The sequence below is a fragment of the Ruegeria sp. AL1 genome, from assembly GCF_056540905.1.
The window spans coordinates 328,418-351,227 of sequence record NZ_JBQFXP010000001.1; the positions used below are offsets into that span (position 1 = coordinate 328,418).

23 protein-coding genes and 1 riboswitch are annotated in these 22,810 nt (G+C 61.7%); of the genes, 14 read left to right on the plus strand and 9 right to left on the minus strand.

Annotation, left to right across the window (positions count from 1 at the left end; translation table 11 throughout):
• Positions 1–83 precede the first annotated feature (83 nt).
• The 4 genes from ACRZ9X_RS01690 to ACRZ9X_RS01705 are packed head-to-tail and all read right to left on the minus strand — an operon-like array spanning position 84 to position 3,236.
• On the minus strand, positions 84–1,262 hold the full coding sequence (locus tag ACRZ9X_RS01690) for a phage major capsid protein (RefSeq protein WP_480515558.1): 1,179 nt from the start codon (positions 1,260–1,262) through the stop codon (positions 84–86).
• A 33-nt stretch (positions 1,263–1,295) separates the two neighbouring features.
• A complete protein-coding gene (locus ACRZ9X_RS01695; RefSeq protein WP_480515560.1) occupies positions 1,296–1,841 on the minus strand; it encodes an HK97 family phage prohead protease in 546 nt (181 codons plus the stop codon).
• A gap of 26 nt (positions 1,842–1,867) precedes the next feature.
• Positions 1,868–2,083 (minus strand): GTA head formation protein, RCAP_rcc01685 family, encoded by a 216-nt coding sequence (locus ACRZ9X_RS01700; RefSeq protein ID WP_480515562.1) that lies wholly within the window; start codon positions 2,081–2,083, stop codon positions 1,868–1,870.
• Positions 2,076–3,236, minus strand: coding sequence for a phage portal protein (locus tag ACRZ9X_RS01705; RefSeq protein ID WP_480515564.1), 1,161 nt, complete (start codon positions 3,234–3,236; stop codon positions 2,076–2,078). The genes ACRZ9X_RS01700 and ACRZ9X_RS01705 overlap by 8 nt, the downstream gene beginning before the upstream one ends.
• A gap of 232 nt (positions 3,237–3,468) precedes the next feature.
• On the opposite strand from ACRZ9X_RS01705, the gene ACRZ9X_RS01710 reads away from it, so the two are divergent.
• Positions 3,469–4,344 carry a class I SAM-dependent methyltransferase gene (locus ACRZ9X_RS01710; protein WP_480515566.1) on the plus strand — a complete coding sequence of 292 codons (876 nt, stop codon included), beginning with the start codon at positions 3,469–3,471 and terminating at the stop codon, positions 4,342–4,344.
• Between the two features lie 233 nt (positions 4,345–4,577).
• Here the strand turns inward: ACRZ9X_RS01710 and ACRZ9X_RS01715 are convergent, their stop codons facing one another.
• The 4 genes from ACRZ9X_RS01715 to ACRZ9X_RS01730 all read right to left on the minus strand — a co-directional run bounded on the left by ACRZ9X_RS01715 (position 4,578) and on the right by ACRZ9X_RS01730 (position 8,650).
• Complete coding sequence (locus tag ACRZ9X_RS01715; protein ID WP_480515569.1) at positions 4,578–5,576, minus strand: glycosyltransferase family 2 protein; 999 nt, start codon at positions 5,574–5,576, stop codon at positions 4,578–4,580.
• Between the two features lie 108 nt (positions 5,577–5,684).
• Entirely contained in the window at positions 5,685–6,296 is a 612-nt protein-coding gene (locus ACRZ9X_RS01720; protein WP_480515570.1) for a class I SAM-dependent methyltransferase, read from the minus strand.
• Positions 6,289–7,296 carry a glycosyltransferase family 2 protein gene (locus ACRZ9X_RS01725; protein ID WP_480515572.1) on the minus strand — a complete coding sequence of 336 codons (1,008 nt, stop codon included), beginning with the start codon at positions 7,294–7,296 and terminating at the stop codon, positions 6,289–6,291. The genes ACRZ9X_RS01720 and ACRZ9X_RS01725 overlap by 8 nt, the downstream gene beginning before the upstream one ends.
• Positions 7,297–7,516: 220 nt before the next feature.
• Entirely contained in the window at positions 7,517–8,650 is a 1,134-nt protein-coding gene (locus tag ACRZ9X_RS01730) for an NAD(P)-dependent oxidoreductase (protein ID WP_480515893.1), read from the minus strand.
• A riboswitch (cobalamin riboswitch) is annotated at positions 8,616–8,819 on the plus strand. Its footprint overlaps the gene before it by 35 nt.
• An 83-nt stretch (positions 8,820–8,902) precedes the next feature.
• Here ACRZ9X_RS01730 and ACRZ9X_RS01735 point away from each other — a divergent pair.
• Genes ACRZ9X_RS01735 through cobJ form a run of 7 tightly spaced genes read left to right on the plus strand, consistent with a single transcriptional unit; the run spans position 8,903 to position 16,871 of the window.
• Positions 8,903–9,283 (plus strand): DUF1636 family protein, encoded by a 381-nt coding sequence (locus ACRZ9X_RS01735; RefSeq protein WP_480515574.1) that lies wholly within the window; start codon positions 8,903–8,905, stop codon positions 9,281–9,283.
• The gene (gene cobW, locus ACRZ9X_RS01740) at positions 9,280–10,335 is read left to right on the plus strand and encodes a cobalamin biosynthesis protein CobW (protein WP_480515576.1); all 1,056 of its coding nucleotides are present in this window, start codon (positions 9,280–9,282) and stop codon (positions 10,333–10,335) included. Before ACRZ9X_RS01735 ends, cobW begins: the two co-directional genes overlap by 4 nt.
• Before the next feature lie 3 nt (positions 10,336–10,338).
• Positions 10,339–13,632, plus strand: coding sequence for a cobaltochelatase subunit CobN (gene cobN / locus ACRZ9X_RS01745; protein ID WP_480515577.1), 3,294 nt, complete (start codon positions 10,339–10,341; stop codon positions 13,630–13,632).
• Entirely contained in the window at positions 13,629–14,768 is a 1,140-nt protein-coding gene (gene cobG / locus ACRZ9X_RS01750) for a precorrin-3B synthase (RefSeq protein WP_480515579.1), read from the plus strand. Before cobN ends, cobG begins: the two co-directional genes overlap by 4 nt.
• Positions 14,768–15,397 (plus strand): precorrin-8X methylmutase, encoded by a 630-nt coding sequence (locus ACRZ9X_RS01755; RefSeq protein WP_480515581.1) that lies wholly within the window; start codon positions 14,768–14,770, stop codon positions 15,395–15,397. The genes cobG and ACRZ9X_RS01755 overlap by 1 nt, the downstream gene beginning before the upstream one ends.
• A complete protein-coding gene (locus ACRZ9X_RS01760) occupies positions 15,394–16,122 on the plus strand; it encodes a precorrin-2 C(20)-methyltransferase (protein WP_480515583.1) in 729 nt (242 codons plus the stop codon). The genes ACRZ9X_RS01755 and ACRZ9X_RS01760 overlap by 4 nt, the downstream gene beginning before the upstream one ends.
• Positions 16,119–16,871 carry a precorrin-3B C(17)-methyltransferase gene (gene cobJ / locus ACRZ9X_RS01765; protein WP_480515585.1) on the plus strand — a complete coding sequence of 251 codons (753 nt, stop codon included), beginning with the start codon at positions 16,119–16,121 and terminating at the stop codon, positions 16,869–16,871. Before ACRZ9X_RS01760 ends, cobJ begins: the two co-directional genes overlap by 4 nt.
• Here the strand turns inward: cobJ and ACRZ9X_RS01770 are convergent.
• Positions 16,844–17,608 (minus strand): cobalt-precorrin-6A reductase, encoded by a 765-nt coding sequence (locus ACRZ9X_RS01770; protein ID WP_480515587.1) that lies wholly within the window; start codon positions 17,606–17,608, stop codon positions 16,844–16,846. The genes cobJ and ACRZ9X_RS01770 overlap by 28 nt on opposite strands.
• Between ACRZ9X_RS01770 and cbiE the strand changes: the two genes are divergently transcribed.
• From cbiE to cobF, 6 genes are read left to right on the plus strand one after another with little or no spacing between them, the layout of a single operon-like run.
• Entirely contained in the window at positions 17,607–18,806 is a 1,200-nt protein-coding gene (gene cbiE, locus ACRZ9X_RS01775; RefSeq protein ID WP_480515589.1) for a precorrin-6y C5,15-methyltransferase (decarboxylating) subunit CbiE, read from the plus strand. The two genes, ACRZ9X_RS01770 and cbiE, sit on opposite strands and share 2 nt — an antisense overlap.
• Positions 18,803–19,171 carry a cobalamin biosynthesis protein gene (locus ACRZ9X_RS01780; RefSeq protein ID WP_480515591.1) on the plus strand — a complete coding sequence of 123 codons (369 nt, stop codon included), beginning with the start codon at positions 18,803–18,805 and terminating at the stop codon, positions 19,169–19,171. Before cbiE ends, ACRZ9X_RS01780 begins: the two co-directional genes overlap by 4 nt.
• Complete coding sequence (gene cobM / locus ACRZ9X_RS01785) at positions 19,168–19,962, plus strand: precorrin-4 C(11)-methyltransferase (protein ID WP_480515592.1); 795 nt, start codon at positions 19,168–19,170, stop codon at positions 19,960–19,962. Before ACRZ9X_RS01780 ends, cobM begins: the two co-directional genes overlap by 4 nt.
• A complete protein-coding gene (locus ACRZ9X_RS01790; protein WP_480515594.1) occupies positions 19,949–21,271 on the plus strand; it encodes a cobyrinic acid a,c-diamide synthase CobB in 1,323 nt (440 codons plus the stop codon). Before cobM ends, ACRZ9X_RS01790 begins: the two co-directional genes overlap by 14 nt.
• Positions 21,268–21,996 (plus strand): uroporphyrinogen-III C-methyltransferase, encoded by a 729-nt coding sequence (gene cobA, locus ACRZ9X_RS01795; protein ID WP_480515596.1) that lies wholly within the window; start codon positions 21,268–21,270, stop codon positions 21,994–21,996. The genes ACRZ9X_RS01790 and cobA overlap by 4 nt, the downstream gene beginning before the upstream one ends.
• Positions 21,989–22,738, plus strand: a complete 750-nt coding sequence (gene cobF, locus ACRZ9X_RS01800) for a precorrin-6A synthase (deacetylating) (protein ID WP_480515598.1) — start codon at positions 21,989–21,991, stop codon at positions 22,736–22,738. The genes cobA and cobF overlap by 8 nt, the downstream gene beginning before the upstream one ends.
• Positions 22,739–22,810: the final 72 nt, after the last annotated feature.

Sequence of the window (22,810 nt, forward strand, 5' to 3'; positions counted from 1 at the left end):
AGCAGCTAGACAACGCAGGGGATCTCACCCCGGCCCGCGCCCGCCGCCCGAGGGGCCATGCAGCCCCCCGGATTCAGCCCGCTTTAGGCGGTGCCGAATTTCACCAGCTTGATCGCAGCAAAATCGCTCACATCGCCGCCAACGCGCTTGGTGGCGTAGAACAGGACATGCGGCTTGGCGCTGAACGGATCACGCAGGACGCGCAGATCAGGACGCTCGGCGATGGTGTAACCCGCCTGGAAATCACCGAAGGCAATCGAGAAACTGTCGGCACCCGCATCCGGCATATCCTCGGCGATCAGGACCGGATAGCCCATCAGACGCGCAGGCTCACCCGCGGCCAGACCATCCGACCACAGGAAGCGGCCATCGCTGTCCTTCAGCTTGCGGATCAGACCGGCGGTTTTCGAGTTCATCACGAAGGTGCCATTGACCCGGTACTGCGCGCCCAGCGCGTAGACCACATCCACAATGGCATCCGCATCGACACCGCCATCCGTGCCGGTCGCCACATAGCCCAGATTGCCCCAGGTCCAGACGTCATTATCGACAGCCGGGTGGTCCAGAATACCCTTGGGCTTGTCCGACCCATCGCCACCAATAAACGCCGCCGCCTCGGCGCGGGCGAACTTGTCGGCGATACGACCGGCTAGCCAGCCCTCGACATCAAACGCGCTGTCATCCAGCAAGCGTTGCGAAGCCTTGGGCAGCGCACTCAGCTCATGCAGCGGGATGGAAATGCGATCAATCGACGGCGTCGCGGTCTCAGTCGCGGCCGACGTCTCATCCGCCCAGCCCGCGCCCACATCGGTGTGGTCGATCAACACGTCGAACGAGTTCGCCTCGACATTCACCACCGACGCGATCGAGCGGATCGAGGCGGTCGAATTCAGCACCGACTTGATCATCTCAGCGGTCTGCGGATCAACCAGATAACCGCCATCGCTGTTCACCGCGCTCGACAGCGATTTCGCTTCAATCTCCAGCCCGCGCAGCCCGTCATCCTCGCCCGAACGCACATAGGCGTCGAACGCCTTCTGATGCGGGGCTCCGTCCTCAACGGATGCCGCAAGATGCGGGCGCGCCGCGATGGTTGATTTACGATCCAGCATGGTCAGTCGCTCTTCTGTTTGTTGCAGTTGTGTTTTAACTTCGGCCTTGAGGCCCTTGAATTCATTCACGAAGCCAGCCATCGCCTGCTTCACCTCCTGAACCAGGGGCGCACCCTCTCCGGTCAAGGCCGGGGTCTCGGTCTTGCTCATCAGCATGTCCTTTTCTGGGTGAGTTTTGAGGCGCTAGATCCGCGCCAGCTCCTGCCGGGCGTCGTTAAACACCTCGGCAATACTGCGCCAGGTGAACGCGGTATCAGGCTCAACGCCCTTCGCCGCCACCCGCGCACTGGGCAGCATCGGGAACGTCACCAAAGACACCTCCCACAGCTCCAGTTCGGTCAGGACACGTTGGCCCTTGTCGTTCTTCACAGCCCGCTTGGTGCGATAGCCAATCGACAGACCGTCCATCGCGCCCGCCCGGATCAACTCCGCCGCCTCACGACCCTTTTGCGTCGCCTCCAGCAGACGCCCCTTGACCCACAGGCCTCGGTCGTCCTCGCGCACCTCGTCCCAGACACCGATAGGCTGCGCCGGATCGTGCTGCCACAGCATCTTGACCCGCTGACCAGCGGCCTTGAGTTCGTCCAGAGACCCCCGATACGCCCCACGCTGCACCACGTCGCTACCCTGATCGACCTGCCCGAACAGGCTGGCATAACCCTCGATCACCGCATCCTCGGACACCGAAAGCCCGTCTCCAAACCGCGCGAATTTATGTTCCAAATCCATGAACTTCTCCATGTAACCCACTGACATTACGGTGCTACTGCCAGTAACGACTGAAACGCCTGCGCCAAAATCACCGCCGCCACGCCGTAAACCGTCAGCCACAACCGCTTCTCCAGCCGCTCCATCATCTCTTCGATCTGATCCAGCCGCCTGCACAGATGCGCATGCTGGATCTCGGCCACCCGCTCATGCGCGGCCAGCCTCAGCCCCGGCGCACACTCGAACGAGGGATAATCACCCATCGCCACGCTCCGGCAGCCCCAGCAACGCTCGCTTCTCGGCATCGCTCAGGAACTCGGCCCTGCTGACCCGCGCCCATTGCGCATCGCGCTCGGCCGACAGCGCGGGCACCTGATCCAGATCGGGCTTCAGCACCAGATCCTCACCCGAGAACCCTGCCAACCATTCCGACACCGCCGCCGCCACCCGCGTCACCAGAGGCAGCACGGTCAGGCGATAAAACGCCCGGTTGGCCTCCTGATAGTTCGAATAGGTCGCGTCGCCCTGGATCCCCAGCAACATCGGCGGGACCCCAAAGGCCAGCGCGATCTCGCGGGCGGCGGCTTCCTTGGTCTTTTGAAACTCCATATCGGACGGCGAAAAGCCCATCGGCTTCCAATCCAAGCCCCCTTCCAGAACCATCGGACGGCCAGCATTCCGCGCGCCCCGATAGTTCTGCTCGATCTCATCCGACAAACGCCGGAACTGATCCTCGGCCATCACCCCATGGCCATCGCCCTTCCACACCAGCGCCCCCGAAGGCCGCGCCGCATTGTCGAGCAGGGACTTGGACCACCGCGACGCGCTGTTATGCACATCAATCGCCATCGCAGCTGCCTGCATGGGCGAGAACCCATAGTGATCATCTTGTGGGTGGAACGACTTGATATGACAGATATTTTCCGCCGCAAACCGGTGCTTCTTGCCGCCAACCGCGTAATCATACGCCTTGGGCCAGCCATCCGCCCCGGGCACCACGCTCATCCGGTCCGAGCGCAACACATGCAGCTCAACCGGCAGCCCTTCCTCGGCCTGAACCGCCTCGACATAGGCATTGCCCGACAGCAGCAATTGCCCGAACAAGGCCTCCATCAACTCCGCCCGCCCCTGCGCCGCATTCGGACGACGCATCAGCGACAGGATCGGATGGGTATCAAACCGCTGCGCCTGATCCTGCAACACCAGAGGCAACGCCGCCGCCGCCTCGGCAATCAGCTTGACGCATCGAAACCCCACCGGGTTCCCCGAAAACCCCGTCCGCGTCAGCGACACCGCATCCCGAGGGCTCCACGCCACGCGCCCGCCCGTCTGCCACGCCACCACCGGCCCCGCCGCGCTCGCCTTCGCCTCGGGCGCTTCGCCTGCCGATCCACGACGCAAGAAATCGAATACCATCTGTGCTCCTTTCTGCCGCCGCTCTGCCCGGCTTGTTGAAAGGAGTTATGAGGGAAAGAAGTTTAAGCCTTGGGAATGGAGCGTCCGGGGGGTGGGCAACACCGAAAATGCCGCATTGCAGAGTGATCCGTGATGCCCTGCTTCAAGGTTGCACTGCGATAAAACCGGTGCATTCGCCAGCGCGTCTCATATGCTGATATCGGCATAATCGGGATTCTCAGGACACTTCGAAATGGCAAACGAACCAGAACAAAAGGGAGTCGTGTTTTCCAGACTCAAGGACATCAATATGAAACCTGACGTGTTCAGCTCATACACCGCAAAAGAACTTTGGGCCGATGAATACCGCTCAAATCAGATGTTGCAGTTTCACCTGAACGAAACAATCGACGTATCGTCCAAAAATGCCGAATTTATCGACCGGTCTTGCGAGTGGATTTCTAATCGCTTTCAAATCGGACCTGCCAAGTCGGTTTGCGATTTCGGCTGCGGACCCGGGTTATATACTTCTCGCCTTGCAAAGTCGGGCGCGCAAGTTACGGGTTTGGACTTCTCAAAAAACTCGATCCAATATGCCCGACGGCACGCTGAGCAGTTTGATCTGACCATCAACTACGTTGAGGTCAACTATCTCGACTTTGAGACTTCTGAACGTTTCGATTTGATCACGTTGATTATGTACGATTTTTGCGCGCTGAGCCCCGAACAGCAAAGACAGTTCTTGTCAAAATGCTGTCTTTTTCTGAAAGACGGCGGCTCTATCCTATTGGACGTATATTCAATGCCAGCGTACATTGCGCGGGAAGATATCAGAACTTACGAAAAGAACCAGTTGAACCACTTCTGGCATAAGGAAGATTATTACTGCTTCCTTAACACTTTCAAATACGACGCTGACGCAGTGGTGTTAGATAAATACAGTATCTTTCCAGAAATCAGTGAACCGGAAACGGTATATAACTGGTTGCAATACTTCAGCCCTGAAAGCCTTGCGCAAGAAATCTCGCAAGCTGGGCTCGAAGTCACGAAATTCCTCGGGGATGTGTCAGGCCAACCATTTTCAGAACAGCACTCCGAGTTCGCAGTTATCGCAACAAAACCAACCTAACGAAGTTCTCACTTGCTCAATTGGGACGCAAAAATGCCGGGAATACCAGTCTTTTGACAATTGCCCATGTTCACCAAAGCAAAGCCTCTACAACGCCCGCATCCTCGACCGCCGTTACGCCTGCGCAGGCTCCGCAGCCAACCATGCAACGACGTACCCACCGGTTTGGCTTGCAAAACGTGATGCACTGAACCAACTAAAATGCACAGGCATCCGCGCGCCCGAAACTGTCGCTAAGACCCGGCCAGACCCAACCTGTTCCGCAAAAGGAAGTTTCGGAACTCTGACCAGTCCGGTCTTTGGTTCAACTCTTCGATCTTGTCACGATGCCATTCACAGGCGTGGGCATGCAGGTCCGACAACCGCGGATCCTCCATCAAACGGTCCCTAACGGGCATCGCCTTTTGCCATATCGGCAAAATGGATCGGTCCTCGGCGATATTGGCATTCATGTTCAGCCAATATTTCTCGGCCTGATCATCATGCACGTGATTGGTTTTTCCCCGGTCTCGCTTCACCAGAAACGACCCGATAGAGCGCGTGACATAGTGGTGAAGGCGCGCAAAGTCGTGCCGAAACGTGCCGTCCGACCGCCACGTGACCTTTTCCGGGTCCAGACACTGACCACCACCATCCACCCATCGGACAGAAGCAATCGCCTCGGGGGCGGCACCTTTAGGGCGATGCGGGCCATAACGGGTGAATATTCCGGTGTTGCGGGTAATGCTTTTGAACCCTGCGGCGACGCCGGAATGAAAACTGTCCTCGGCATCACACAGAAAAAACTGCTCGGTCACCGGCTTGTCTTCAAAACTTTCCTGCCCACCACAGCCAAAGATTTTCCAGGTGAACGAAGCGACATCAACAGGCCCACCGGCCGCGTCCTCCAGCCTGGCCAAAAGCGCCGGAAGGGTCGGTTCAGGCAGACGGATGTTGAGGTATTCATCTACATCCACCGAGAAGGTCCAGTCCGCCGCCAGAAATTCGGGATGCGCCCGCACCCGCCTCAGCATCGTGTTCTGAGGGCTTTGACCGGGTTTCACGCTATTGTCGATATGCGTCGCAACGCCGAGCTCTTGCAGACGTTGCGCAATCAGATCCGTCCCGTCGGCGCAGTCATTTGTGTAGATCAGAAAATGTGAAACGCCGAGGGACAGGTAATAAGCTACCCAATCGATCATGAACGGACCTTCGTTTTTCATCGTCGAATAGATGACAATTCTGTCGGTCAAAATCTGATCTCCGAGTGGCAATCAGATACGCCAAACGGTTTGCCCTCAATCGGACGGGTATCCCAATAAATATTTGTCGCAACAGGGGCCATCGAAGGATCCACAATGTTAAAGTTTCTGAACAGCGACCTGTGCCCCCTTAATCGCTTTCAGTCGAACCTCACCGGCATGTTTGCCCAAAAACTCGTGAAATGCGCGCATAACGCCGTCTTTCCACCACCCTTTTCGATGATAGTCATCCAGCATGATGACCCCGCCCGCCCCCATTTTCGGCATCAAAGCCTCAAGGTCGGCAGTGACCCCTTCATAGGAATGATCACCGTCAAGATAGGCAAAGCCGACTGTTTCATCCTCAAATTGCCTCAGGGCAGGAACTGAGAAATCCCGAATGACCGAGACCTGCCCCAACGCGATCTCTTTGCTGTATTTTTTGCACACGGACTCATAAATCAGATCCATGTCCGTCTGGCTGCGAGCACCAGCAAGCGAAGCACCACTCTCTGCATCGGGCTGGACGCCCCAAGGATCGATGAGACACAGTTTGGTCGGCTTCAACTCATCCAGAAGTATTTGCGAAAACTCGCCTCGCCAGACTCCGATCTCAAGGATAAGCTTCCCTTGCGGCATTGTGCTCAGAAGTTCGCGACGCAAACTGTCCTTGCGTTTGCGCTGCTCGGCCTGTCTGCGGCGGCGATCTTCCTTGGACAGAGCCTCAGCCATAGGCTTGTTCTCCCTTTTCCGAGTTTTGCAACGCCTCGACCAAATCAATCCATTCTGGTCGCGCACGCAGTTCCCGGGCCTTTGCACGATGCCAGTCGCATGCACGCTCGTGTAAGGTAGACAGCTGCGCATCTTCCATCATTGCGGCGCGAATGTCGTGCATTGCGGGCATATGCGGCAAGATCGAACGATCCTCGACCGTGTTGTGGTTCATAATAAGCCAGTAGCTCAGACCTTGGTCTTGTCCGACATGGTTTGTCCGCCCCCGATCCCGTTTCACCAAAAAGCTGTCGGTGCTACGCACCGCATAGTGGTGAATACGAGCGAATTCGTGACTGAAACCGCGCCAGGCTTTCCATTTGACCTGATCCGCCGGGTACAGATTTCCGCCCGCATCCCGCCATTTCACGCCTTCATAAGGCGCGTCAGGATTGGGTGCATGTTCCGAATCGATCCGGGGGCGATGTGCCCGAAAACGGCTAAACTTGCCGTTGTTGCGAAACAACGTCTTGAAGCCCTTGGTCCGGTGATGGGGGTAACCATCTTCCGGTGCCGCCATGAAGAATTGTTCGGGCACAGGATTATCGTCAAATTCATTAAGCCCTGCATTGCCGAACATCCGCCACGTGATCGAAATGGCATCAGCGTCACCGCTGGCTTCGACCACCGACTTGATGGTCCCCTCGGGCAGGCGAACATTGATGTATTCGTCCACATCCAGGCTCATGACCCAATCGGCAGCGGCATAGCTGGGATGGTTCCTGGACAATGAAAATGCGCGGTTTTGCGGGGTGGCACGCGGCCCCAGAATGTTTCGCTCGTGATGCGCCCAACCCAGAGCCTGCATCCGGTCCGCAATTTCATCGGTCCCGTCCGCACAATCGTTGGTATAGATCAGGATATCGTCGAAACCGATGGCACGGTTGAACGCCACCCAGTCGATCATGAACGGCCCTTCGTTCTTCATCGTTGTCACGATGAGAAAGGTCTCATCCTTCATATGTCGCTCTCTTGCCTGTCCGTTCCGGTTTATTGCCGCTCTGTTTAGAACAACCTCAGGATTTTGTCCAACTCGGCTGTCACCACTACGCGCTTTGCTTTTAAGAAACTCTCAACGATGCAGGCAATTACAAAACGCCCGATATCAGAGCGTATCGGCAACCCGCAAAATCCATACGGCGACACACGCAGATATCCCTACAAAACAACAAAGAACAGGGTCAGGCCCCACGATTTTGCGGAATGACTTCATAGCCGGGCTCTTCCGGCTCATCATCCGTCATTTCTGGAGGAAATCCGGGAGCCAGGATCTCCATACCAGTCACATCTTCCAGCCGTTTGATAATGTTGGGGGACAATTCACGTTCACCGTATCGGGCGATCCCGTCTTCGAAAATCTTGATCATCAGCGGGTTGATCTCCAGCGGCACTCCGGTGCGGTCGGCGACCTCTTGAAACAGGCCGATATCCTTTTTCACCAGATCCATGGTGAAGGAGATATCGCGCGAGCCGTTCAGGATGACCTGACTTTCGGTCTCATGCACAAAGGAAGTCCCCGAGGAAATCTTGATCGCTTCATAGGTGGTGCCAAGGTCCATACCAGCGGCCTTGGCGGTCACCAAAGCCTCGGCACAAGTGATCAGGTTGGCGGTGGCCAGATAGTTGGTCAGCACTTTCAGAACCGAGGCCGAACCCAACTCGCCCGTGTGCAGGATGCGCCGGCCCATGGTGGTCAGGAAGGGCAGTATACGCTCGAACGTCGCGCGATCGCAGCCCGCGAAGATCGAGATATTGCCGGTCGCCGCCCGGTGACAGCCACCCGAAACGGGGCAGTCCACCGCGGCGCCTCCGCGTTCGATGACCAAAGCGCCAAGGCGTTTGACCTCGGCTTCGTCGGTGGTCGACATCTCCATCCAGATTTTGCCGGGGGTGACCTCGGGCAGCATCTCTTGCATCACCGCGTCTGAGGCGGCGGGGGATGGCAAACAAGTGATCACCGCATCGCAATCGCGCATCAGTTGGGCCGGGCTTTCAGCCGCCTTGGCCCCTTGGGCGACAAACGCGGCCACCAGATCGGGGTTCAGATCATGCACCGTCAGATCGATCCCGTTGCGCAACAGCGATCCCGACAGCTTGCCCCCTACATTGCCCAGCCCGATAAACCCTACTTTCATGCGCCGCATCCTCCTGTTCGCGTCTTGCGAACCATGCCAGCACGTCGGCCCAACCGGATCATGCCGCCCAGCGACCCGGACAGGTCGCTTTTTACCCGCGTGATCACGGATCGGCGCGTTGCGCTTGACAAGCGGGGCAACCCTGCCGCATGTCCCTTTCGTTGGTGTCTGCGACAGCAGATGAAAAGGGAATGCGTCAGCGGATTTTCCGTTAAACGCAGCCGCCCCCGCGACCGTGACCGGAGAGGGTGCCCAAGCCACTGGCGAATGCCGGGAAGGCGGGACATCCGACAGAGGCCTGCCTCTGACATCCGCAAGCCGGGAGACCTGCCAGCACCCGAAGATGAAACCGGACGGGGTGTTCCGGTGTCGGGTCAATGGACCCGCATGAAACCCCGTCCCCCACGAAGAGGATTTGGGGGGATGAGAGACATGACCGAGACCGCTCCGGTCGAATTGCTGGTTTGCACCACTTGCCGTCGCGGGCTGCCCGTCGAAGACGATGCCCAACGCCCCGGCACGCTTTTGCACAAAGCGCTGGAACAGGCGGACCTGCCCGAAGGGATCACTCTAAAAGCCGTGGAATGCCTGTCGAATTGTGACGAGGGCTGTTCCATCGTGCTGCGGGGTGGCCCGGATCGCTGGACATTCGTGTACGAGCATCTGAATGAGGTCGACCATGTTGACGTGATCGTTGACGGTGCCACCAAGTACCTTGAGACCGAGGACGGCCTAGTAAAATGGCGCGAACGCCCTGAACATTTCCGCAAAAACTGTGCGGCCCGCATTCCCCCGATTGGAGCCCTGAAATGAGCAATCTCGAAAAACTCCCCGTCACCGTGATCACCGGCTTTCTGGGTTCAGGCAAGACCACGCTGGTGCGCCACCTGATGCAGAACCCGCAGGGCAAGCGTTTGGCCGTTGTCGTCAACGAATTCGGCGATGTTGGTGTTGATGGCGATATCCTGAAATCCTGCGCCATCCCGGATTGCCCGGCGGAAAACATCATGGAACTGGCGAACGGTTGCATCTGCTGCACCGTGGCCGACGATTTCATCCCCACGATTGAGGCCCTGATGGCGCTGGAGCCGCGCCCCGATCACATCCTGATCGAAACCTCCGGCCTCGCCCTGCCCAAACCGCTGCTGAAAGCCTTCGACTGGCCCGATATCCGTTCGAAAATCACCGTCGATGGCGTGATCGCTCTGGCCGATGCCGAGGCCGTCGCCGCCGGTCGTTTCGCGCCCAATGTCGAGGCGGTCGACGCCCAGCGCATGGCTGACGACTCGATCGACCACGAAACGCCCCTGTCCGAGGTGTTCGAAGATCAGATTTCCTGCGCCGACATCATCCTGCTGACCAAGCCCGATCTGGCCGGTCCCGAAGGCGTTGCCAAAGCGCGCGAGGTCATCGCCGCCGAAGCCCCGCGCCCGCTGCCCGTGGTTGAGGTTGCCGAGGGAGCCGTGGACGTGCGCGTTGTACTGGGTCTGGAGGCTGCTGCCGAGGATGACATGGACGCCCGTCCCAGCCATCACGACGGCCACCACGATCACGAGCATGACGATTTCGAAAGCATCATCGTCGAGCTGCCGGAACAGTCTGACCCGCTGGATCTGGTTGCCAAGATCGAACGTCTGGCCAAGGAACTGAACATCCTGCGCGTCAAAGGTTATGCCGCCGTTCAAGGCAAACCGATGCGCCTGCTGGTGCAGGCCGTTGGTGCCCGTGTACGTCATCAATACGACCGCCCGTGGGAACCCGGCGAAGACCGCCGCTCGCGCCTTGTCGTGATCGCCGAGCATGACGACATCAAAGAGGCCGAAATCCGCGACATCCTCGTGGGTGTGACCGAGGCCGCCGAGTAAGCCATGCACGTCGTCTTCCGCGAAAGCCACGGGTTAGAAGAGACCGAGACCCCGACCGATCTGGGCCAGAGCCCGGCGGATCTGGTGGTGCTGTCATTCTCTGACAGCGACCTCGGCGCTTTCGCGGCAGGCTGGCATCGTGGAGGCGGTCCCGATGGGCGCATGCCGACCCTTCGGCTGGCCAATCTGACGGCGCTGAAACACCCCCTGTCCGTTGACACCTATGTCGAACGGACGCTGGAGGGTGCCAAGGGCATCCTGATCCGCCTGATCGGAGGGGTGCCTTATTGGGCCTACGGGTTGCAGCAGGTTCTGGCGCTGGCGCAGGCCAAAGGGATTGCTCTGGCCGTCCTGCCTGCCGATGGGCGTGAAGATACGCGGCTGGATGAGTATTCCACCCTGCCCGTCTCGACCCTGAGGCGACTGGCGCATCTCTGCGACACGGGTGGAGAGGTTGCGGCGCAGGCCGCCTTGGCGCAAATGGCGCTGGCGGCGGGCCTTTATGCCGGGCCGGTAATGGGGGCGAAAACCATCCCCGAATGCGGCGCATGGTGCCCGGATCGCGGCGTGATCCCGGTGGACACAGCGTTTTCAAGCAATGCCAAACGCATCCTCGTAACGTTCTACCGCGCCTATCTGACCTCAGCCGACACCGCCCCGGTCGCTGCCCTGATCCGCAGCCTGCACGCGCGCGGGTTCGACGCGGTCGGCCTGTTCGCCCCGTCGCTGAAAGCCCCCGCAGCTGCCGACTGGCTGCGCGAGACCATAACGGCGCTGGCCCCGTCTGCGATCATCAATGCCACGTCATTCTCGGGCAAAGGTGCGTCGGGCACCTCACCGCTGGATGCAGCCGAAGTGCCCGTGTTTCAGGTCGCGCTGGCCACCTCGCGCCGCAAGGCCTGGGCCGAGGCGGAACGCGGCCTCTCCCCCGCCGACCTCGCCATGCATGTGGTGCTGCCCGAGGTAGACGGTCGGATTTCAGCAGGCATCGCCTCTTTCAAGGAACCCGGTAAGCGCGACCCGCATCTGGAATATTCGCGCTTTGCCCACCGGGCCGAGCCCGAACGGATCGAAGCCATCCTCGACCGCGTCACCGGCTGGCTGAACCTGCAAGACAAACCCAAGGCCGATCAGGTGCCCGCGCTGGTGCTGTCGACCTATCCCGGCAAGGATTGGCAGATGGCCCATGCCGTGGGTCTCGACGCGCTGGCTTCGGCCGAGGCAATGCTGTCCGACTTGCAAGCCGAAGGCTACAGCACTGCACCGGCCGAGCCGATTGCCGAAACCCTGCTGAACGCGCGGATTTCATGGCCTCTTGCAGACTACCACAGGGCCGTGGCAGACCTGCCCCAGCAACTGCGCAACGATCTGCACGCTGTCTGGGGCAAACCCGAAGACGACCCCGCCTGCACCGATGGAGCCTTCCACTTCACCGCTCTGCGCCGTGGCAAAGCTCTGATCGCGCTGCAACCGGAACGCGGCTCGCCCGAGCTACGCGATGACGATTACCACGACCTGTCTCGCACCCCGCGCCACAGCTATGTCGCCTTCTATCTGTGGCTGCGAAAGGGCCTGGGTGCAGATGCGCTGATCCACATCGGCGCCCACGGCACACTGGAATGGCTGCCGGGTAAGTCGGTCGCCCTGTCCGCTGATTGCTGGCCCGAGGCGCTGATCCGCGATCTGCCGGTGATCTACCCCTTCATCGTCAACGACCCCGGCGAAGCCGCGCAGGCCAAACGCCGGATCGGAGCCGTCACACTGGGCCATATCCCCCCCGCGTTGAAAGAAAGCGGCACACCCGACCGGATGGTGCGTCTGGAATCGCTGCTGGACGAGTTCTCGAATGCAGATGGGCTCGACCCCAAGCGCCGCGACCGCTTGCAGGAAGACATCAGGGACGAGGCGCAGGCCATTGGGCTGGAAAATGATCTGGGGCTGGATCAGGCCACCTGCACCGCCGAGGCCATCACCCGCATCGACCGCTTTGTCTGTGACATCAAGGAAAGCCAGTTCGGCGACGGGCTGCATATTTTTGGCCGCGTGCCCGAGGTCACTGGCAATTTCGACCCCGCGCCGTCGGCCCGTGCCGAAAGGCAGGGTCTGATCGACGCGCTGGCCGGAAAACGGATCGAGGCTGGTCCATCTGGCTCTCCTTATCGCGGGCGTTCGGATGTGCTGCCGACAGGGCGACACCTCTACACCACCGACCCGCGTTCTGTACCCACACGCGCGGCCTATACCCAAGGTGTGAAACTGGCCGAGGAACTGGTGCGGCGGCATTTGCAGGAGGAAGGCGACTATCCCAAAGGTCTGATCGTCGATCTCTGGGGCTCGGCCACCATGCGCACCGCAGGGGAAGAGTTTGCCATGGCGCTGCACCTGCTGGGCGTGAAACCGGTCTGGGACAAGGGGTCCGAGCGGGTCTCGGGTATCGAGGTACTGCCGATCACCGACCTAAGTCGCCCGCGTCTGGACGTGACTCTGCGGGTCTCGGGCCTGTTCCGCGACGTATTCCCGACGCTTTCGGCACTTTTCGGTCAAGCTATTCGCGCGCTGTCGGCGCGGGATGAAGCCCCCGACTGGAACCCTTATGCCGGTCAGGAACCGGCGGCTCGCGTCTACGGCCCGGCCCCCGGCAGCTATGGCCTGAACATGACCCACCTGTCTGAAACCTACACCGACGAGGCCCGCGCGCAGGCTGGAGAAGCATGGCTCGACGCCAGTTCCTTCGCACTGGAAGGCGAGCATATCGCGCAGGACAAAGACGGCATTACCCAGCGCGTTGCCGATGCCGACAGCTTCGTCCACCTGCAGGACCTGACCGAGACCGATCTGTTGCTGGCCAATGACTATGCAACGCATGAGGCCGGGTTTGCGGCGGCCAAGAAGATCACCGGCGGCAGCGCACAGCTTTACCATCTGGACAACACCAACCCCGATACGCCCCGCGCGCGCACCTTGCCCGAGGAAATCAGCCGCGTGGTCCACGCCCGCGCCGCAAACCCCGGCTGGATCGCCGGGATGCAACGCCACGGGTTCCGAGGGGCCGCGGAGATCGCGGCGACGCTGGACCACATGGCATCGTTTGCGCACCTGTCCGGCACCGTCGCGCCGCATCTGTTCGACCTCTATCATGATGCCACGCTGGGCGATGCCGAGGTTGACGCGTTCCTGCAAGAGGCCAATCCGCAAGCGCATCAGGCCATGCAGGATCGGTTCCGCGCCCTGCTGGACGCCGGTCTTTGGAACACCCGCCGGAATTCGATCCGCGCGGGTCTCGAGGGGCTGGGATGAGCGCGCCCGCCTCGAAGCCAGTCGTCCAGGGCTGGTGCCCCGGCGCGCATCGCCCGATGATGTCGGGCGACGGCTTGGTGGTGCGGGTGCGCCCCCGGCTGGCACGTCTGGACGCCGCGCAGGCCTTGGGTTTATGCGCGCTGGCCGGTCGGTTCGGCAATGGCACCATCGACCTGACCAACCGCGCAAACCTGCAGCTGCGCGGGGTGGCCGAGGCAGATCATCAGCCACTGCTGGCCGAACTGGCCGCGCTGGATTTGCTGGACGCCGAACCCGGCATTGAGGTGCGGCGCAACATTCTGGTCTCGCCGCTTTATTGCGCGGGCGACCTGACAGCCCGGCTGACCCAGCAGTTGATCGACCGGTTGGGCGAGTTGCCCCCCCTGCCCGCCAAGTTCGGCTTTGCCATCGATACCGGCCCCGCGCGTCTGCTGGCCGGGGACTCGGCGGATATCCGGCTGGAGACCGGTGCAAATGGCCTGATCCTGCGCGCCGATGGCTGCGAGACCGGGCGTGCCGTGACCGAGGGCGAGGCCATCGACCAACTGATCGCGCTGGCCGAGTGGTTCGCCAAGACCTACACCCCCGAGACCCGCCGCATGGCGCGTGTGATCGCCAGCCATGGCTTGCCAGAGGAATGGCAAGGCACCGCGCCTGTTCCCGCCGGAGCGCCGCTACAACCCGGCCCCAGTGTCCAAGGGACGCTCTATGGCGCGGCTTTCGGGCAATTGCCTGCGCAGGACCTCTCGGAACTAATCGTGGATAGCGGCGCTACTGCTCTGCGGGTCACCCCGTGGCGGCTGATCCTGCTGGAAGGCGGGGCGGCGATACCCGCCCCGGCCTTTGTCACGGAAGGCACCGACCCGCTTATGACCACCGACGCCTGCCCCGGCGCACCGTTCTGCCCGCAGGCGCATATGGCGACCCGCGACATCGCTCGTGTGCTGGCCCCGCGCGTTTCCGGCACCCTGCATGTCTCGGGCTGTGCCAAAGGATGCGCTCGGATGGGGCCTGCCGATATCACTCTGGTGGGCCGAAACGGACGATTTGATCTTGTCAAACAGGGCCGCGCAGGGGATGAGCCCTGCCAGACCGGCCTGACCGAAGAAACACTCATGACCATGGACTTCACCTGATGCCCTATACTTACGAAACCGATGGCGCGGCGATCTATAAGGAAAGCTTTGCCACCATCCGGTCCGAGGCCGATCTGGCCCGCTTTGACGCGGACGAGGAACAGGTCGCTGTCCGCATGATCCACGCCGCTGGCATGGTCGGGCTGGAAGAGTTCGTGCATTTCTCGCCCGGTTTTGTGCACGCGGCCCGTGCCGCGCTGGAAGGTGGCGCGCCGATCCTGTGCGATGCGCGCATGGTCAGCGAGGGTGTCACCCGCTTTCGCCTGCCCGCAGACAATGAGGTGATCTGCACCCTGCATGACGACCGCGTGCGCCCTTTGGCCGCTGAGATGAGCAACACGCGCTCCGCCGCCGCGCTAGAGCTGTGGCGCCCGCATCTGCAGGGGGCCGTGGTGGCAATCGGCAACGCGCCCACCGCCCTGTTCCACCTGCTGAACATGCTGGAAGACCCCGACTGCCCGCGCCCCGCCGCCATCATCGGCTGCCCCGTGGGCTTCGTTGGCGCAGTCGAATCCAAGGATACCTTGTGGGAGGCACAGCCGGTCCCGTCCTGTATCGTCAAAGGCCGTCTGGGCGGCAGCGCCATCACCGTGGCCGCCGTCAACGCCATCGCGAGCCGCGCGGAATGAGCGCGGGCAAGATATACGGATTGGGCCTCGGCCCCGGTGACCCGGATCTGATGAGCGTCCGGGCCAACCGCCTGCTGCGCAACGCGCGGCATGTGGCGTTCTTCCGCAAACCCGGCCGCAGCGGTCAGGCGCGTAAGATCGTCAATGGCATGATCCCCGGCGACGCGGTCGAGTTCGCAATGGAATATCCGGTCACCACCGAAATCCCCCTGAGCGATCCACGCTATAACGAGCTGCTCTCGGCCTTCTATCAGGACTGCGCCGCGCATCTGAAGGCGCTGTCTGAACAGGGTGAGGACGTCGTGGTTCTGTGTGAGGGAGATCCGTTCTTCTACGGCTCTTTCATGCATCTTTACAGCCGCTTGCGCGACGAAACTAACGTCGAGGTCGTGCCCGCAATCACCGGCATGTCCGGCGCATGGACCGCCACTGGCGATCCGATCACATGGGGCGACGATGTGCTGACGGTGCTGGTTGGCACCCTGCCCGAGGACACTCTGGCCGAGCGGATGGCGCAAACCGACGCGTTGGTTGTGATGAAAATCGGGCGCAATATCGACAAGGTGAAACGGGCGCTGAAAACCGCAGGGCTGTATGATCGCGCGTGGATCGTGGAATTCGCCCAAATGCCCAACCAGACGGTGACCAAACTATCCGAGGCCTGCGACAAGGTTACCCCCTATTTCTCGATCATCATCGTCCACGGTCAGGGACGGCGACCATGAGCGGCTGGGTCAAGATCGCAGGGCTTGGGCCGGGCGATGAGGCGCTTGTGACGCCCGAAGTCACGGCGGCGCTGGCTGAGGCCACAGATGTGGTCGGCTACATCCCCTATGTCGCCCGCGTGGCCGAGCGTGACGGGCTGACGCTCCATGCCAGTGACAACCGGGTTGAGATTGACCGTTCTGAACACGCGTTGCAGATGGCGGCTGAGGGCAAGCGGGTGGTTGTCGTTTCCTCGGGTGATCCGGGCGTGTTTGCGATGGCGGCGGCAGTGTTCGAGGCGCTGGAGAACGGCCCCACCGAATGGCGTGATCTTCAGATCGACGTTCTGCCGGGCATCACCGCGATGCTGGCGGCATCCGCCCGTGTTGGCGCTCCGATGGGGCATGATTTCTGCGCGATCAACCTCAGCGATAACCTAAAGCCATGGTCGCTGATTGAAAAACGGCTGCGGCTGGCGGCGCAAGCAGATTTCTCGATGGCCTTCTACAACCCTCGCTCGAAGTCCCGCCCAGAAGGGTTTGTCAAGACGCTGGAAATCCTGCGTGAGGAATGTGAGCCCGAACGGTTGATCCTGTTCGCCCGCGCGGTCTCGCGCCCGGAAGAGGCGATCCGGATTTCAACGCTGGCCGAGGCAACACCCGAGATGGCGGACATGCAGACGGTGGTCATCGTCGGGTCATCCCTGACCCGTGTGATCGAGCGCGACGGTCCCCCGATCGTCTACACCCCGAGGTTCACTCCGGAATGAGCGAGCCAGTCCAGAACCTGCGCCACGCTTTCCAGTTCGGTCCGCTGCGGCAAGGCCGGTCGGTCGATCATCAGCACCGGCACCCCCAGCGTCCGCGCGGCGTCCAGCTTGGCCCGCGCGCCGGTGCCACCCGCATTCTTGGAGACGACCAGTTGCGTGCCGTGCCGTTGCATCAAAGCGCGGTCGTCGGCTTCGGTGAAGGGGCCTCGGGCCACGACGACCTCGGCATTCGGCTGGGGCAATGCGTCGGGCTCGTCCACCAGCCGCAGCAGGTAATGATGCTGGGGCTGGGCGGCGAAGTCCTCAAGATGCATGCGCCCCACGGCGAGGAACACCCGCTGCGGGGCGCACGACAGTGCCTCGACGGCTGCAGCGACATCCGGCACGTACCGCCATACGTCGCCGGGTTGCGCGGCCCACGCCGCCCGCGTCAAGGCAGCCAGCGGGGTCTGCATTTCTCGGCAGGCCTCAATCGCATTTCGGCTCATCTGCGCTGCAAAGGGATGGGTGGCATCGACCACATGGGTAATTCCGTTTTCGCGGATATAGCGGACCAGACCCTGTGGACCTCCGAACCCGCCAACGCGGGTCGGCAGTGGTTGCGGACGCGGGTTCTCCACACGGCCCGCATAGGAATATACCGCCGTAACGCCCTGTTCAGCAAGGGTTTTGGCCAGCGCGTTTGCCTCGGTCGTGCCGCCCAGAACAAGCACATTGACGATCAGGAGGTTTGGCATGTCTGACGCTCCGTGGCTGACCGTTCTGGGTTTGGGCGAAGATGGGCTTGATGGCCTGTCCCCTGCCAGCCGTCAAGTGCTGGACCGGGCCGAGGTCGTGATGGGGCCGCCCCGTCACCTTTCGTTATTACCTGAAACAAGGGCCGAGCGGATCGAATGGCCGGCGCCCTTCTCGGAGGGGTTGCCCCTGCTGCAACAGCAGCGCGGGCGGACGAGTGTGGTTCTGGCCTCGGGCGATCCGTTCTGGTTCGGTGTGGGGTCGGTAATTGCACGGAATTTCGAGGTCGGGGAGTGGACCGCACTGCCCGGCCAGTCGACCTTTTCGCTGGCCGCCGCGCGTCTGGGCTGGCCGCTGGAAAGCACCCAGACCTTCGGGTTGCATGCGGCCCCGCTGACCCGGCTGCGCCCGCACCTGTCGCCGGGCCTGCGCGCCATCATCCTGCTGCGCAATGGCGCGGCGGTGGCCGAACTTGCGTCTTACCTGACCGAAACAGGCTTTGCTGACACAAAGCTGCATGTGATGGAGGCCCTCGGCGGCCCCCGCGAACGCGCCCGCTCGGTGTCGCTGACCGAGGCGCTGCTGGGTACGTACGATCACCCGGTCTGCGTCGCGCTTGAGGTGGCGGGCGAGGGCCGCGCGCTGCCCAAAGCGTCCGGCAAGCCGGATGAGATATTTGAAACCGACGGTCAGATTACCAAACGCCCGATCCGGGCGTTGACCCTGTCGGCGCTGGCTCCGCAACGGGGTGAGCATCTTTGGGATATCGGCGGCGGCACCGGATCGATCAGCATCGAATGGCTGATGTGTGATCCGACGCTGACAGCCACGACCATCGAACCACGCGAGGATCGCGCCGAGCGTATTCGACGGAATGCCGACGTTCTGGGACAAGACCGCCTGAACGTCGTGCACGGCACTGCCCCGGATGCGTTGTCGGGTCTGCCCTTGCCGAATGTCGTATTCATCGGAGGTGGGCTCAGCGCCAACCTGCTCGAATGGCTGCGCGATGCCCTGCCCGCCGGAACACGGTTGGTCGCGAATGCGGTGACTCTGGAAAGCGAGTCCTTGCTGGCCAGCTGGCACGAAGAACTGGGCGGAGACCTATTGCGCATCGAACTGGCGCAGTCCGCGCCTCTGGGTCCGCGCCGTGGCTGGAAATCGGCCTATCCGGTCGTGCAGTGGAGCGTGACGCTATGATCGTTGCCGGGATCGGATTTTCATCAGCCGCAACAGCGGAGAGCCTGCGCGCCGCATACCGCGCCGCATCGGCAGGACATAAGGTCGAGGCACTGGCAACCGTGGCGGACAAAGAAGGGCATCCCGCGCTTGTCGCCTTTGCCGAAGACCTGCCGGTGCCATTGCAGTTCGTTGCCGCCGCCGATCTGGCCGGGCAGCGAATCCTCACATGCTCGAACCGCAGCCGGGCGACCTATGGCACCGGCAGCGTGGCCGAAGCATCTGCTCTGGCCACCGCCGGACCGGGTGCGCGGCTGCTCGCCCCACGACAGATATCACACGACCGGCTGGCCACCTGCGCCATCGCCATCGGAGGACAATCATGACCGTTCATTTCATTGGCGCCGGACCCGGCGCTGCCGATCTGCTGACCCTGCGCGGGCGCGATATCATCGCCTCCTGCCCTGTGTGTTTGTACGCGGGCTCGCTGGTGCCCGAGGAGATTCTGAGCCATTGCCCCGAGGGCGCAAAGATCATCAACACTGCTCCTATGGATCTGGATCAGATCATGGCCGAAATTGAGACCGCGCATAAGGCCGGTCAGGATGTGGCCCGCCTGCACTCGGGCGACCTGTCCGTCTGGTCGGCGATGGGCGAACAAATCCGTCGGCTGAAAGAGATGGGCATCCCGGTCAGCGTGACCCCCGGTGTTCCGTCCTTTGCCGCTGCCGCAGCGGCCTTGGGCACCGAGCTGACCTTGCCGGGGCTGGCGCAATCGGTGGTGCTGACCCGCACACCGGGGCGCGCATCCTCGATGCCCGAAGGCGAAACGCTTGAAAATTTCGCCCGCACCGGCGCAACGCTGGCCATTCACCTGTCGATTGGCAATCTGGACAAGGTCATTGACGATCTGGTTCCGGCTTACGGGGCCGACTGCCCGGTCGCTGTCGTCTATCGTGCCAGCTGGCCGGATGAGCGGATCATCCGCGCAACGCTGGCGACGCTGAAGGATGCTTTGGACGACAGCATTTCGCGCACGGCGTTGATTATGGTCGGCCCGGCGCTGGCAGGCGAAGGGTTCGACGAAAGCTGCTTGTATTCCAAGGATTATGACCGCCGCTATCGCCCGCAAAGCGCCGATAGCCCTTGGTCAAGCTGGAGCCATGGTGATGACTAATCCCCCCGGCCTTCTGATTTCGGCCCCCTCTTCAGGGACCGGCAAGACCACCGTGATGCTGGGCCTGCTGCGAGCTCTGGCCGAGGACGGGTTGACGGTGCAGCCATTCAAGAGTGGGCCGGACTACATCGACCCGGCCTTTCACCGCGCTGCGGCGGGGCGGGCGTCGTTCAATCTGGACAGTTGGGCGATGGGCGATCCATTGCTGAACGCGATTTCCGAACAGGCGGATGGTGCGGACATTGTCGTCGCCGAAGGCTCGATGGGCTTGTTTGACGGCGTGGCCAAACCCGGAGAATTAGGTCATGGCTCCAGCGCCGAAACCGCGCTGAGGATGGGCTGGCCGGTGGTTCTGGTGCTGGATGTGGGCGGTCAGGCGCAATCGGCGGCCGCCACCGCGCTGGGGTTCAGGATGTACAATCCCGACCTGCCCTTTGCCGGTGTGATCCTGAACCGCTGTGCCAGCCCCCGGCATGAGCGGCTGACGCGGTTGGGGATGGAGCGCGCGGGCCTGCCGGTTCTGGGCGTGCTGCCCCGGCGCGGAGACCTGACTCTGCCCGAACGGCATCTGGGTCTGATCCAGGCGGTCGAGCACCCTGATCTGGAAAGCGCGATTGTCGGCTATGCCGCGTTTTTGCGCAAGCATGTCGATCTTGAGGCGATCAAAAAGGCGGCCTCCTCAGGCCCGAACGGGCCATCGTCAGCCGCGCTGCCGCGGCCTCCGGCCCAGCGGATCGCCTTGGCCCGGGATGCGGCGTTTTCGTTTACCTATCCGCATTTGCTGGAAGGTTGGCGAAAGGCAGGTGCTGAAATCCTACCGTTCTCGCCATTGGCTGATGAGGCACCTGCGCAAGATGCCGATCTGGTCTGGTTGCCGGGCGGTTATCCTGAATTACATGCCGGGACGCTAGCCGCCTCGGGAACGTTTTTGGCGGGACTGCGTAAACATGCAGAGACCAAACCTGTGCATGGCGAATGTGGCGGCTACATGGCACTGGGGCAAGCTCTGATCGATAAGGATGGTGTTCAGCACCAGATGGCGGGGCTGCTCGGCTTGGTGACCTCGTACCAGAAGCGCAAGTTCAATCTGGGTTATCGTCGGGCGGAACTGCTGACGCAGATGCCCGGATTTGCCGAAGGGGCAGCTTTGCGCGGGCATGAATTCCATTATTCATCGATCATCGAGCAACCCGATGCTCCACTCGCACGTGTTTTCGACGCCGAAGGCGCCGAAGGGCCGCAGACCGGATCGGTGCGTGGTCAGGTGACCGGCACGTTCTTCCACCTGATCGCAGAGGCCTCGGCATGAACGGGTTTGTCTCATTCATTGGCTCCGGTCCCGGCGACCCGGAATTGCTGACACTGAAAGCCGTGGACAGAATGCAGAAGGCCGATGCGGTGCTGTTCGACGACCTCAGCAGCGGGCCGATCCTGACCCATGCGCGCGACGACGCCGATCTGGTGGGCGTTGGCAAACGGGCTGGTCGTCCCTCGCCCAAACAGGATCATGTCAGCCGGTTGCTGGTCGAATATGCTCAGACCGGTCAGCATGTCGTGCGGCTGAAATCCGGCGATGGCGGCATGTTCGGACGGCTTGAAGAAGAGCTGGTCGCGCTGCGGGCTGCCGGAATCGAGTATGAGATCATTCCGGGCATCCCCTCGGCCATCGCAGCGGCCGCTGCGGCGGGGATCCCGCTGACCCGGCGCCTCACGGCGCGGCGGGTACAGTTTGTCACTGGGCACGACGTCAGCGGCAAGCTGCCCACCGACCTGAACCTGCCTGCGCTGGCAGATCCCGGGGCGACCACGGTGGTGTTCATGGGCAAACGCACCTTCCCCCTGCTGGTCGAGGCGCTGCATGCCCATGGCTTGTCCCTGGATACGCCAGCGCTGATGGCCGAATCCGTATCGACACCGGATCAGACGCTGCATCGTTCCACCATCGGGACCCTGTCGAAAGAGCTGCAATCCGAGATCGGAACCGCCCCAGCCCTGATCCTTTATGGTCCATTGGCAGAGTTCGACGATGTTTGACCTGACGCTGATTGGTATCGGCACCGGCAATCCCGATCACATAACCTTGCAGGGCGTGCAGGCGATCCGCGCGGCTGACCTGATCCTGATCCCGCGCAAGGGCGAAAACAAGGCTGATCTGGCAGGCCTGCGTGAACAGATCATCTCGCAGGTCACCGACACCACACCCGAGATCACCTATTTCGACATCCCCAAGCGACGCGCGGATGATGGTTATCTGCCCGGTGTGGATGACTGGCATGACGCCATCGCACTGCGCTGGCGCGAGGCGATTGATGCGCATCCCGACGCACGCCATGTCGCACTGCTGATCTGGGGGGACCCCTCGCTTTATGACAGTTCCCTTCGCATCGCCGCCAGGCTTGACCCGCACCCTCAAACCCAGGTGATTCCGGGCATCACCGCGCTGCAGGCGCTGACGGCAGCTCATGCCATCCCAATCAACGATCTGGGCGCTCCGTATGTCGTCACAACCGGACGGCGCATCCGCGACGAAGGCTGGCCCGATGCGGCCTCGACCGTGGCGGTCATGCTGGATGGCGAATGTTCATTCCAGAGCCTTGAGATGGCGGATTATGACATCTGGTGGGGCGCTTATGTGGGCATGAAAGAGGAAATCCTGATCAAAGGCCCTCTCGCCGACATGGCTCGGCAGATTGTCGAGTCTCGGGCCCAGGCGCGGGCTGATCACGGCTGGATCATGGACATTTATCTGCTGCGCAAACGGGCAAGCGCGGGCTAAACACCAAAACCCCTATACCTCCCACGAGATTGTGAGCCCGGTTTCATCGCTTTTCTGTCATCACTCAGCTGA